This window comes from Aeromonas sp. QDB23, assembly GCF_027707745.1.
In the GTDB taxonomy this organism is placed as follows: Bacteria; Pseudomonadota; Gammaproteobacteria; order Enterobacterales; family Aeromonadaceae; genus Aeromonas; species Aeromonas allosaccharophila.
The window spans coordinates 45,141-57,016 of the sequence record NZ_JAPCJA010000030.1; the positions used below are offsets into that span (position 1 = coordinate 45,141).

Here is an 11,876-nt window from a genome sequence, read left to right on the forward strand (position 1 = left end):
GCTCTTTGAGATCCTGTTCTTGCTGCATCGCCTGCTCGAAACGCTGCTGTTGCGACCGATTGGCCTCAGCCATCTGGGTGTCGCCCCGGGCTGTTGCTGCGCCCTGTATCGGGAGAATTCGGTTCATGACTCGTTACATCCTGATCTGCTGGCGGAACTCTTCCTGTTCCTGCTCTTCGTTGTAGTCACGCAGGCCTTGCTGTGAGGCCTGCTCCTGACGGTGTAATTCGGCAAATTTCTGTTGCTGCTGGCGGGCGCGATGCACCGCCAGCTGGCGCTCCTGCAAACGGATGCGCTCCTCGGCGACCCGCTCGGCCTGCTCGACGGCGGTTTGTTCCAGCTGCGCCTCTTTCTCCCGCAGCAGCGCCACCTGCTGTTGCCACGCTTTGAGCCCCTTGCGATCGAGTTGCTCCGCCTGACAGAGGGCGAATAGCCGATCTTCTTCGGCCAGGCGCCACTGGCGGTAGTCGAGACTCTCCTGCTCCGCTTCGCGTTGGCGGCTATGGGCGAGCTGCAATCGCGCCTGTTGGGTGGCGAGCTGCTGCTCGGCGCGATCCAGCCGCAGGTCTTTTATTCGTTGCAGGCGGCCAATCATCGGGTCAGTGCCTCCAGAGTGGCGAGGGCGTCCGGGAGTGAGCTCGGCTCATGAGTACCCTGTTTCAGCCACTGGCGAATTGCCTCGATACGGGCAATCGCCTCGTCGGCTACCTTGTCCTGCCCTTTCTGGTATTCGCCGATCTGCAGCAACAGCTCCACCTCTTCATATTTCGCCAGCCAGCTACGCAGTCGACCGGCCTGCGCCTTATGCCCGGGCGCGATGATCTGGTTCATCACCCGGCTGGCGGAGCGCAGCACGTCGATGGCCGGGTAGTGGTTGGCCGCCGCCAGTTTGCGCGACAGTATGATGTGGCCATCGAGGATGGAGCGGGTTTCGTCGGCGACCGGTTCGGTCATGTCATCCCCCTCTACCAGCACGGTATAGAGGGCGGTGATGGAGCCCTTGTCCGACTGACCGGCGCGCTCCATCAGACGGGGCAGGGCGGCAAACACCGACGGCGGATAGCCCCGTCGGGTGGGCGGCTCGCCTGCGGCCAGACCAATTTCCCGCTGGGCACGGGCAAAACGGGTGACGGAATCCATCAGCAGCAGCACTCGCTTTCCCTTATCGCGGAAATACTCGGCGATGGAGGTGGCGACAAAGCCTGCCTTGGCCCGCTCCATGGCGGGGCGATCCGAGGTGGCCACCACCAGCACGGCCTTTTTTAAACCCTCCTCTCCCAGATCCGCTTCGATAAATTCCCGCACCTCACGGCCACGCTCACCGATCAGCGCCAGCACGGTGACATCCACCTCGGCGCTGCGAATAAGCGACGCCAGCAGGGTGCTCTTGCCGCCACCGGCGGCCGCGAAGATCCCCATCCGTTGCCCCTCGCCGCAGGTCAGCAGGCCGTCGATGGCGCGAATGCCGAGCGAAATGGGCTCGGCGATGCGCTTGCGGCTCATGGGGGTCGGCGCATCCCGATAGACCGGATACCAGGCCTCGGGCTCCGGCAGATGGCCGCCGCCAAAGGGGTTGCCGAGGCCATCGAGCACCTGACCGAGCAGATGCTCGCCGACCCCGACCTGATGCATGGCACCGGTCGGGCTCACCTCGGTGTTGGAGGAGATGCCAAACATCTCGCCAAGGGGGGTGAGCAGCGCTTGATGCTGGGCAAAACCAATCACCTCTGCCTGCAGGGAGAGGGTGTTGTCGGGGTTGCGCAGATGGCACAGCTCGCCGATCCGCACTCCCGGGACGACCGCCTTGAGCAGGGTGCCGGTCACCTGGGTGACCCGGCCACGGATCTGGATCAGGCGGCACTCGTCGATGGCATGCCGAAGCTGGCCGGGGATGTGGTCGAGGGAGAGGGTCATAACAATCTGCGCCATTGAAACTGGTGGCCACTATAGGGGATGGGGGGCTGCGGGGATTTCAGCGCGAGTCGGGACTTTTTAGAAAACCGTTGGGGGCGGGCTAAAAATTCACGGCCGATTTTGGCATAGGGACGCGGGGCCGATTTTTATAATGCCATCCTCGTCAATCCATTCGTCACGGGAGTTTCCATGGCCATTATCCAGAGCAACCCCTATGCCCCTGCCGCCCAGCCCGAGCTGCGTGGTGAAGAGGCTGCATCCCGTCAGGCTCCCCTGCAGGGTGGGCAATTTCAGGGGGAGCGGGTCGTGCTGGCCAGTGCCGCCCAGTCGCTGGCCGATGCCGCCGAAGAGCTCACCTTTGTCTTCTCCGAGCGATCCGAACTCTCGCTCGCCAAGCGCAAGCTGAGCGACAGCCACGCCCGCATCAGCGAGATCGAGGCGCTGGTGGGGGACTACCTCGACAAGGTGCCGGAGCTCGAACGCCAGCAGAAGATCAAGGAGATGGTGAGCCACCTCGGCAGCGGTCGGCTGGCCAACCTCTCCCAGTTGCTGGCCTACCTCGAGAGCTATTCGGGGGAGGTAAGCGAGCAGTTCGAGGCGCTCTGTCAGGCGCGCAAGGCGCTCTCCGGACGACCGGAGATGCAGGGCACCCTGGCGCTGGTCGAGCAGGCGCTGGCCAAGCTGGCGGACGAGCAGGGCAGTGCCATCGTGCTGGGGGCACGCATTACCGGCCCTGCGGCCGAAGCGGCCAAAGCGGGCGTGGGGGCCGAGCAGGATCTGCGGGATCTCTATCGCGATGCGGTGCAGGACTATCGCGCCCTCTCTACCGCCTGGCGCGACATCCACAGCCGCTTTGGCAACGGTGCACTGGAGAAGGTGACCGGTTTCATGATGAAGGCCCTGAGCGCCGATCTCGACAGCCAGCAGCGCTGGCTCGACCCGGTCAAGCTGGAGCGGGTGATGAGCGACATGCACAAGCTGCGGCTGCTCAACACCCTCTCGGCGCAAGTGGACGAGCTGTGGCAACGGGTGAAGGAGGGCTCGGCCCATGGCATACGGGCCTTCTGATCTGATGGGCGATCTGATCGCCCTGGTGGAGAAACGCTGGGCCAGCGTGCGCGATGTGGAGCAGGTCGGTGTGGCGCTTGAGCTGTCAGATTGTCGCCAGCAGGTGCTGCTTTATCAGGAGCTCAAGCGGCTGATCCGCCTGCTGCCGGTGGAGCTGTTCAGCGAAGAGGAGCAGCGCCAGAACCTGCTGCAGTGCTGTCAGGGTGCGCTCGATAACGCCATCGAGCGGGAAGAGGATGAGTTGTCTGGAGAGTCGTCATGAACTGGATTGAACCCCTGCTGGTGCACTTTTGCCAGGATCTGGGCATCACCATCGGGGATAACCCCCATTCGCTGATCCAGCTTGAGCTGGAGCAGAGCGGCACCTTGCAACTGGAGCGCCATCAGGGGCAACTGACCCTCTGGTTGGCGCGCGCCGTGCCCTGGCATCAGAGTGGCGAGGCGATCCGCCGCGCCATGACCCTCACCGCGGCGGCGCAAGGCCCGGCGCTGCCGGTGCGCAGCGGCTGGCTGGGGGAGGATCAGCTGATCCTCTTCGTCACCCTCGATGAGCGGGCCGTGACCCTGCCCCAGCTCCATCAGGCAGTGACCACCCTGACCCGGCTGCAACGAGAGGTGCTGGCGTCATGAGCCGGATCACAGCTGCCCGTCATTGGGTTATCGAGTCGTCTGGCGTCAATAGACCCGCCCGTTTTAAGGGGGATAGGGGATGAGCCGGATCACTGCGGCGCATATCGGTATCGAACAGCTCAGCGCCATCTCCCTCGACGATCAGGAGCGCAGCCTGCCGGGGCGTTATGCCCTGCTGCCCGATGGCCAGTCCATCGAACCCCATATCAGCCGCCTCTACCCCGAGCGGCTGGCGGATCGGGCGCTGCTCGATTTCGCCACCCCGGATCGCGGCTTTCACGACTTGCTGCGACCGGTTGATTTCAATCAGGCGATGCAGGGGCTGCGCAGCGTGCTGGCCGAGGGGCAGAGCCCCGCATTGCGAGCGGCCGCCGCGCTGCTCGAACAGATGCACGCCGATGAACAACTGATGCAGATGACCCTTCATCTGCTGCACAAGGTATGACCATGGCTCTTACGTCACAGCAGCAGGATGCGCTGCTGCTCACCGGCTGGCTGCAACTGCAATATGGCCACCCCGACAAGGCGAGCGTGCTGCTGACCGCCCTGCTGCAGATCCACCCCGACCATCAGGGGGGGCGACGAACCCTGCTGGTGGCCCTGCTCAAACAGGGCGAGGGGGAGGCCGCATTGGCCCATGTCGATCAGCTGATGCAGCAAGGGGCGGCCGACGGCCCGCTCTGGCTCTGTCGCAGCCGTGCCTGCCAGTTGGCGGGTCGGCTGGATGAAGCCCGTTTCGCCTATCAACAATACCTCGAACTGGAAGAGCAGAATGAATCAACGCTCCCTTGAGCTGCTGCGCCGGATAGGCGAGCGCAAGGACATCATGCTGGCGATCCTGCTGCTGGCCATCGTTTTCATGATGGTCTTGCCGCTGCCGCCGGTGGCCCTCGATATTCTGATCGCCATCAACATGACCATCTCGGTGGTGCTGCTGATGATGGCGGTCTATATCAATTCGCCGCTGCAGTTTTCCGCCTTTCCGGCGGTGCTGCTGATCACCACCCTGTTCCGGCTCGCCCTGTCGGTGAGTACCACCCGGATGATCCTGCTGCAGGCCGACGCGGGGCAGATCGTCTACACCTTCGGCAACTTCGTGGTGGGGGGCAATCTGGTGGTGGGGATCGTCATCTTCCTCATCATCACCATCGTCCAGTTTCTGGTGATCACCAAGGGCTCGGAGCGGGTCGCCGAGGTGAGTGCCCGCTTCTCCCTCGATGCCATGCCCGGCAAGCAGATGAGTATCGACGGCGACATGCGTGCCGGGGTGATCGATGTGCACGAGGCGCGGGAGCGGCGCGGTGTCATCGAGAAGGAGAGCCAGATGTTCGGCTCCATGGATGGCGCCATGAAGTTCGTGAAAGGGGACGCCATCGCGGGCCTCATCATCATCTTCGTCAACATCCTCGGCGGCGTCACCATCGGGGTGACCCAGAAGGGGTTGTCCGCCGCCGATGCGCTACAGCTTTACTCCATCCTGACGGTGGGGGATGGCATGGTCTCCCAGGTGCCGGCACTGCTGATCGCCATCACCGCGGGGATCATCGTGACCCGGGTCTCTTCCGAAGAGTCCTCCGATCTGGGTACCGACATCGGCGCTCAGGTGGTGGCCCAGCCCAAGGCGCTGTTGATCGGCGGTCTGCTGCTGGTGCTGTTCGGGTTGATCCCGGGTTTCCCGATGATCACCTTCTTTACCCTGGCGGCCATCGTCACGGCGGGCGGTTACTTTATCGGGGTGCGTCAGCGCAAGGCGCAGAGCAGCAACAGTCAGGATCTTCCTGCCGTGCTGGCGCAAGGGGCGGGAGCCCCCGCCGCCCGCAGCAAGCCAAAACCGGGCAGCAAGCCGCGGGGCAAGCTGGGGGAGAAGGAGGAGTTCGCCATGACGGTGCCGCTGTTGATCGATGTGGATGCTGCGTTGCAGGCCGATCTGGAGGCGATCGCCCTCAACGACGAGCTGGTGCGGGTGCGCCGCGCCCTCTATCTCGATCTCGGGGTGCCCTTCCCGGGTATTCACCTGCGTTTCAACGAGGGGATGGGGCCCGGCGAATACCTGATCCAGCTGCAGGAGGTGCCGGTTGCCCGCGGTCTGCTGCGACCGGGCCATCAACTGGTGCAGGAGAACGCCTCCCAGCTCGATCTGCTGGGGATCCCCTACGAGGAGGGGGCGCCGTTGCTGCCGGGTCAACCGACCTTGTGGGTCGCTAATGAACATCAGGAGCGGCTGGAGAAGTCGCGGCTTGCCACCCTCACCACCGATCAGGTGGTGACCTGGCATCTCTCCCATGTGCTGCGGGAATATGCCGAGGATTTCATCGGCATTCAGGAGACCCGCTACCTGCTGGAGCAGATGGAGGGGAGCTATGGCGAGCTGGTCAAGGAGGCACAGCGCATCATCCCGCTGCAGCGGATGACCGAAATCTTGCAGCGGCTGGTGGGGGAGGATATCTCGATCCGCAACATGCGCGCCATTCTCGAGGCCATGGTGGAGTGGGGCCAGAAAGAGAAGGATGTGGTGCAGCTCACCGAGTACATCCGCAGCAGCCTCAAACGCTACATCTGCTACAAGTACGCCAACGGCAACAACATACTGCCCGCCTATCTGCTCGATCAGCAGGTGGAGGAGCAGATCCGTGGCGGCATTCGCCAGACCAGTGCAGGCAGTTATCTGGCGCTCGATCCCACCATTACCCAGAGCTTCCTCGATCAGGTGCGCCATACCGTCGGTGATCTGGCCCAGATGCAGAACAAGCCAGTGCTGATCGTCTCCATGGATATCCGCCGCTATGTGCGCAAGCTCATTGAGGGGGATTACCACGCCCTGCCGGTGCTCTCCTATCAGGAGCTGACTCAGCAGATCAATATCCAGCCGCTCGGACGGGTCTGCCTGTGAGGGGTGATCCGCTGATCCCCTGGCTGCAGGGCAGGGGGCTCGATGTAACCCCCTACCATCTGGGCAATACCCCCATCCAGCTCGGTCACGGTTTTTGCTATCGCCATATCTACCTCGCCTGGCGGGTCGATCCTGCGACCCGGCGGGTCTGGATCCTGCTGGTGCGTCGTCAGGGCGAGCGGGCCGGACTGGCCAATCCTTTTTCCGCCCTCTATCTGCTGGCTGACGCCACCCTGGCGGTGCTCGGTCCGGGCCATTTTCTCTACGGCAATGTCGATGTGTTTCGCGGCAGCAGCTTAAGCGGCGAACGGCTCGGCCAGTTCTATCTGCGCTGGACCGGCGCCAGCGAACCCGAGCCCGGCTGGTTCATGCTGGCGGCCGAGCGAGTCTGTTCCCTGCGGGATATGCGAAAACGACAAAAGCACGGCCTTGCGTGACAGGCATGTCCAAAGGGGCCTCATAGAATAGGAGCCAAGATGAAACAACCGCGTTTTGCCCACCATAGCGAGACCATCGCGCAGGCAGAGCAGGCCATCGCCGACAGCGATCACCGCAACGCCCTGTTGCAGGAGATGCTGGCGGGACTGGCCCTCTCGGATCAGACCTGTCAGTTGTTGTTCGATGCCCCGACCGAACAGGTGGCAGTGGCCGAGCAGGAGCTGTTGGCGGAGATCCAGCGCAGGCAGGCACGACAGCCTGCCCAGCCGGGAGAAGCCCGCAAGAGCCGCCGCCCGGCCATGATGCGCGGACTGATGATTTAAGGAGTTGTGATGAGCACTATCCCTGACTACAACAGCAACCCGGCCGAGTTTATGCGTTGGCTCGATGGTCAATCCCTCGACAAGTTGCCAGGCAATAAAAATCCCAAGCTGGCCGAGTTGCTGGCCCTGCTCGAGGGCAAGATCACCATCAGTGCTGATCAGCCGACTCCGCTGACCAAGGCGCAGTTGGAGAAGTTGCTGGCGGCCTATCTGACGGATCCGGCCAGCGTCAACGGGGCCTGGCCTGAGGGACAATTTCAGGTTGGCCTGGAGGCCGCCATTACCGCCATCAAGGGAATGATAGAGCGGGGCGGGAAACAAACCCCGCCGGTCACCAGCTGGACCGTCTCTGAATTTATGTTGCTTGGTCTCAGCGCATTGACCATGGATCGCGTCGATGACGACATCATCACCGTTTTTACCGGAGTGATGGCGTTTCAGGACAACAAGCGCAAGGCGCTCAGTGACGAACTGAAGGATATGACCGCCGAGTTGAAGATCTACGGGGTGATCCAGTCCGAGATCAACAAGGTGCTCTCTGCCAAAAACGACCAGACCTTCAAAACCGATTTCAACCTGATGGATCACACCCTCTATGGCTACGGGTCGGTGGCCGATTTTCAAAAGGGGCCCGAGTACAAGTTGCTCAAGGAGATGCAGAAGGATGGCAAGGTCACGGTCAAGGATTTCCTTGAGAGTGACAAGAAGAAGAGCGGCGCGATGAAAAATATCGAAGCCAGCTACAGCTATGACAAGGACAACAACAAGCTTGGCAACTTCTCCACCAGTGTGGGTGACCGTGCCCGTCCGCTCAATGATCAGGTGAGCGAGAAGACCACCCGTCTCAATGACGTCAGCTCGCGCTACAACGCCGCCATCGAGGCACTCAACCGCTTTATCCAGAAATACGACAGCATCATGCGCGACATTCTTGGCGCAATTTAAGGAGAGATCATGCAGACCGACACCACCCTGACTCCGGAATATGAAGCCGAGCTTGAGGCCTTTATGGCGGATGGCGGCACCCTGGCCATGCTGCAGGATATCTCTGGCGACACCCTGGAGCAGCTCTATGCCCTGGCGTTTGGCCAGTATCAGGCCGGCAAGTGGCAGGATGCCCACAAGATCTTCCAGGCCCTCTGCATGCTGGATCACTACGAGCCGCGCTATTTCCTCGGGCTGGGGGCCTGTCGTCAGGCGATGGGTGAATTCGAGACGGCAGTTCAGAGCTACAGCTTTGGCGCCATGCTCGATCTGAACGACCCCCGTTTCCCGTTTCATGCCGCCGAATGCCGGCTGCAACAAGGTGATTTGAACGGGGCCGAGAGTGGCTTCCACTCGGCCCACCTGCTGGCGGAGACAGATCCGTCGCAGGTCGACCTGGCGGCAAGCGCCAAGGTCATGTTGGAAGCCATCGCACTCAGAAGGGATCAGCAAGATGAACCCGATCAGCAATGAAAGACCCGTTTCCCCGCTGGGAAACACCGGTGACGTTGCGGGCCTGACGCCCGTTACCCACCCACGCAGTGAGACACGGCTCGATGCCGCAACAGCGCAAATTACCGGGCAACTTCGCAAGTCAGGCGTGGCCTTGAATGCCCCTCTTGCCGTGAGCAATGGTCAGCCCGGTGCGAAACAGGTGGCCGACATTGAACGGCTGCTGGCATCGGTCAGGCAGAACACCAGCTTGCTCCTGCCGCGTACCAGCGCTCTGGTGACGGCAGCCTTTACGTCACCCGAATCCTTCGAGATTGAGCTGGGCAAGTTGACCAGCGATCTGGAGAAGACCCAGATCAGGTTGAAACTGGCAGATCTCAAGCGTGCCCGTGAGCTGAACGAGAAGAAGATCGGCGAGAACCAGGAGAAGCTCAAAGAGGCGGAAGAGAGTGCCCAGAAGGCCAAAAAGTCCGGTCTGGCCAGCAAGATCTTCGGCTGGATCAGTGCGATTGCATCCATCATCATCGGCGCCATCATGGTGGCGACCGGTGTAGGTGCTGCGGCAGGTGCGCTCATGATTGCAGCCGGCACGGTCGGGGTGGTGAATATGGCGGTGCAGCAGGCGGCCGCGGATGGCCTTATCTCCAAGGAGGTGATGGATAAGCTGGGCCCAATATTGACAGCGGTCGAAGCGATTCTCGCGGTGGCCTCAGCCGTGGTCACTTTTGGGGCCGGTGCCGTCAAGGGGCTCGCCAAGCTGGGCGTAAAAATGGGATTCAAGATGGCGGGTAAGGGGACGAGTGAGATTGGCCTCAAGCTTATCCAGAACTCCGCCAAGGCTTATCTGAAAGCCGCAGATATCTCGACCAGGCTGGGGGGAAGCACGGCGAGCACCATTGCGAAAGTCGCCAAGGTGGGTACCCAGGCGGCGGATATGATCGTCGATGTGGGCAGTGGGGTGACCAAGGTGGTCGACAATGCCTACCAGGCCAAGTCACTGGACAAGCAGGCTGAGCTACTGGAAAACCGTCAGGAGATGACCGCGCTGCAGGGCGTTATCGACAAACTCAAAGAGGCGATCGCCCAGATCATCGAGGCGTTCCAGCAGACCATGGAGATGATCTTCCAGATGCTCAACGCCAAAGGCGACATGATGAACAACCTGGCCCGCAGACCCGCCGCTATCTAAGGAGTACCGACCATGATTGACAATAACTACACCAATAGCGTGAACCATGTGCCCCTGTTGCCGGAGGCGAGAGTCGGAGAGGGGCAGACAGGCAACCTGATAACCGCCCATGAAGCGGGTGGTTCAACTGGCCTGCCGGGGGCTGCCCGGAATGGTCTCCCCGTGCTGTCCCGTCCGGTCATCCCGTTCGATACCAAGGAGGTACCGCAGATGCTCGAGCAGCTGGAAAGCGTGATGGATATGATGTCACTGCTGTTCAAGCTGGCCCGGCAGGCGCGTGAAATGGGTCTGGTCCAGCGGGATACCGAGAACAAGCTGGTTATCACCCATCAGAAAGCACAGGTCGAGGAGATGCGCCATGGCGCCAAGCTGATGATCGCCATGGCGGTGGTGTCCGGTGTGATGGCGGGAGTGTCCGCCATCATGGGGGGCTTCTCCTTGAGCAAGTCGGGCAAGGCGATCAAACAGGACAAGGCGCTTAACGCCAATATCGCCGGGCGGCAAAAAGAGCTGAAGCAGGTCGCTGATATCAAGAAGACGGCGGGCCTTGAAATGGGGGATGCGGGGCAGGATTTGACTGCCAGGATCAAGGTCGACAAGGCGGCCCTGCAAACCCTGAACAAGAAATTTGAGGCCAATAACAGCCGTCAGCAGGTTTTCAATACCGTGCTCCAGTCTGGAGGACAAATGGGCAACTCGGCAGTGCAGGTATCGCAAGGGAAGAGTCAGGCAGATGCCAAGGAAGATGAAGTCAAGGCGAGCATCAGCCAGGCCGAGAAGCAGAAGATTGAGGACAATATGTCCTTCAATGTCAACTTTATGAAAGACGTGTTGCAAATGATGCAGCAGTACGCCCAGAGCCAGAATCAGGCCTGGAAAGCGGCATTCGGCGTTGCGTAAACGCCATCCCATGCAAGGCGCCCGTTCGGGCGCCTTTTTGTTTTTCCGGCCATTTTTCTTAAAAGTGGCGCCCTTGAGTGACAGCCCCCATTGCCGTGGCAGGCTAACATCTCCTCCTCTCTGCTGGAGGAAATCATGGATGTAACTGTCATCACCAATCGACTGCTCACTGAATTTGCCACCAAATATGGTTTGCCAGCCCTGACCCTGAATCAGGAGGGGGTTGCGGCGCTCTGTTTTGACGAGCAGTTGCAACTCAGCCTGATCCTGGTACCGGAGCGCGATCAGCTGGTGTTGCAGGCCGACGTGGCCGAGCTGCATCAGGTCGGCGAGGGGATCTTTCGTCAGCTGGCCAGCTTCAATCGTCACTGGTATCAGTTCAATCTTCACTTCGGTTTCGATGAAGAGAGCCTGACGGTGCAACTCTATCGCCAGATGACGGCAAGCCGGTTGACTCTGGCATACCTTGAAGAGAGCCTCGCCAGCATGCTGGAGCATGCCGAGTTCTGGCAGGAGTTGCTGCAACCCGCCACTCGGGACGCAGGCAGCAGTGATCAGGTGATGGGAGTGCGGGTATAACCATGAAGATTCAGGAATCACAAGGCGCACTGGCCCTGCATGGGGCAGAGCCGGGCAAGGCGGGTGCATTTGCTGGCAGAACCATGAGCACAGGGTCAGCCAGTGCAAGCCAGATCCCCCTGTCGGCACTGCTGCGACGCTCCATTACCCTCAATCAGGTGCAGGAGCTGGCGCTGCAGCGACTGCAACAGGGTGAGCACACCCCGCTGAGCGAACGGCGGATCCGGGTGTTATGAGAGGTCTGCTGGCGCTGATGCTGTTGGCCATGCTGGCCGGTTGTGTTACCACCCCGGCGTCGAAGCCATCGCTACAGCAACTCAGGGGCGAGGTGCATTTCCCGCAAGCGTTGCCACGTCCGGCGACGGTCGAGGTGGCGGTGCTCAGCGTGATCGAGGGGCATCCGCTGCAAGTGGCCGCCACCCGCTATGAGGTCAGGGCGGGAGCACACTTTGTTGATATTTTAACCAAAGAATAACTGAGCCCGATAGTCGTCATTCCAGCCGGCTCT

The 11,876-nt window shown here is 61.3% G+C and carries 17 protein-coding genes; 15 read left to right on the forward strand and 2 right to left on the reverse strand.

All coding sequences use genetic code 11. The features are described 5' to 3' along the window. Positions 1 to 133: 133 nt before the first annotated feature. On the reverse strand, positions 134 to 595 hold the full coding sequence (locus PG888_RS13710) for a type III secretion protein (RefSeq protein WP_182937917.1): 462 nt from the start codon (positions 593 to 595) through the stop codon (positions 134 to 136). Further along, the gene (gene ascN, locus PG888_RS13715; protein WP_270693584.1) at positions 592 to 1,914 is read right to left on the reverse strand and encodes a SctN family type III secretion system ATPase AscN; all 1,323 of its coding nucleotides are present in this window, start codon (positions 1,912 to 1,914) and stop codon (positions 592 to 594) included. Before ascN ends, PG888_RS13710 begins: the two co-directional genes overlap by 4 nt. A gap of 189 nt (positions 1,915 to 2,103) precedes the next feature. Between ascN and aopN the strand changes: the two genes are divergently transcribed. From aopN to PG888_RS13790, 15 genes are all read left to right on the forward strand, one after another. Beyond that, entirely contained in the window at positions 2,104 to 2,982 is an 879-nt protein-coding gene (gene aopN / locus PG888_RS13720; RefSeq protein ID WP_058052891.1) for a SctW family type III secretion system gatekeeper subunit AopN, read from the forward strand. Further along, entirely contained in the window at positions 2,963 to 3,244 is a 282-nt protein-coding gene (gene acr1, locus PG888_RS13725) for a type III secretion system gatekeeper subunit Acr1 (RefSeq protein WP_005334576.1), read from the forward strand. Before aopN ends, acr1 begins: the two co-directional genes overlap by 20 nt. Next, the gene (gene acr2 / locus PG888_RS13730; RefSeq protein WP_111809607.1) at positions 3,241 to 3,612 is read left to right on the forward strand and encodes a SycN family type III secretion system chaperone Acr2; all 372 of its coding nucleotides are present in this window, start codon (positions 3,241 to 3,243) and stop codon (positions 3,610 to 3,612) included. Before acr1 ends, acr2 begins: the two co-directional genes overlap by 4 nt. Positions 3,613 to 3,691: 79 nt before the next feature. Continuing rightward, positions 3,692 to 4,057, forward strand: a complete 366-nt coding sequence (gene ascX, locus PG888_RS13735) for a type III secretion system protein AscX (protein ID WP_111809608.1) — start codon at positions 3,692 to 3,694, stop codon at positions 4,055 to 4,057. Further along, complete coding sequence (gene ascY, locus PG888_RS13740) at positions 4,054 to 4,404, forward strand: type III secretion system chaperone AscY (RefSeq protein WP_156140623.1); 351 nt, start codon at positions 4,054 to 4,056, stop codon at positions 4,402 to 4,404. The genes ascX and ascY overlap by 4 nt, the downstream gene beginning before the upstream one ends. Continuing rightward, complete coding sequence (gene ascV, locus PG888_RS13745; protein WP_269475269.1) at positions 4,337 to 6,502, forward strand: SctV family type III secretion system export apparatus subunit AscV; 2,166 nt, start codon at positions 4,337 to 4,339, stop codon at positions 6,500 to 6,502. The genes ascY and ascV overlap by 68 nt, the downstream gene beginning before the upstream one ends. Continuing rightward, a complete protein-coding gene (locus PG888_RS13750; protein WP_182937916.1) occupies positions 6,499 to 6,939 on the forward strand; it encodes an LcrR family type III secretion system chaperone in 441 nt (146 codons plus the stop codon). Before ascV ends, PG888_RS13750 begins: the two co-directional genes overlap by 4 nt. A gap of 39 nt (positions 6,940 to 6,978) precedes the next feature. Next, complete coding sequence (locus PG888_RS13755; RefSeq protein ID WP_042872885.1) at positions 6,979 to 7,263, forward strand: LcrG family type III secretion system chaperone; 285 nt, start codon at positions 6,979 to 6,981, stop codon at positions 7,261 to 7,263. A gap of 9 nt (positions 7,264 to 7,272) precedes the next feature. Beyond that, positions 7,273 to 8,208 (forward strand): virulence-associated V antigen, encoded by a 936-nt coding sequence (locus PG888_RS13760; protein WP_182937915.1) that lies wholly within the window; start codon positions 7,273 to 7,275, stop codon positions 8,206 to 8,208. Positions 8,209 to 8,217: 9 nt separating this feature from the next. Further along, positions 8,218 to 8,721 (forward strand): SycD/LcrH family type III secretion system chaperone AcrH, encoded by a 504-nt coding sequence (gene acrH / locus PG888_RS13765; RefSeq protein ID WP_182937914.1) that lies wholly within the window; start codon positions 8,218 to 8,220, stop codon positions 8,719 to 8,721. Further along, positions 8,702 to 9,889: a type III secretion system translocon subunit AopB gene (gene aopB / locus PG888_RS13770; protein WP_182937913.1), complete on the forward strand. Its 1,188-nt coding sequence runs from the start codon at positions 8,702 to 8,704 to the stop codon at positions 9,887 to 9,889. The genes acrH and aopB overlap by 20 nt, the downstream gene beginning before the upstream one ends. A 12-nt stretch (positions 9,890 to 9,901) precedes the next feature. Beyond that, entirely contained in the window at positions 9,902 to 10,789 is an 888-nt protein-coding gene (gene aopD, locus PG888_RS13775) for a type III secretion system translocon subunit AopD (RefSeq protein ID WP_182937912.1), read from the forward strand. A 135-nt stretch (positions 10,790 to 10,924) separates the two neighbouring features. After that, positions 10,925 to 11,368 carry a type III secretion system chaperone gene (locus PG888_RS13780; RefSeq protein WP_182937911.1) on the forward strand — a complete coding sequence of 148 codons (444 nt, stop codon included), beginning with the start codon at positions 10,925 to 10,927 and terminating at the stop codon, positions 11,366 to 11,368. 2 nt (positions 11,369 to 11,370) lie between these two features. Next, positions 11,371 to 11,604 carry a T3SS regulon translocated regulator ExsE family protein gene (locus tag PG888_RS13785; protein WP_182937910.1) on the forward strand — a complete coding sequence of 78 codons (234 nt, stop codon included), beginning with the start codon at positions 11,371 to 11,373 and terminating at the stop codon, positions 11,602 to 11,604. Next, positions 11,601 to 11,843, forward strand: coding sequence for a hypothetical protein (locus tag PG888_RS13790; protein WP_232093560.1), 243 nt, complete (start codon positions 11,601 to 11,603; stop codon positions 11,841 to 11,843). Before PG888_RS13785 ends, PG888_RS13790 begins: the two co-directional genes overlap by 4 nt. The last annotated feature ends 33 nt before the right edge of the window (positions 11,844 to 11,876 follow it).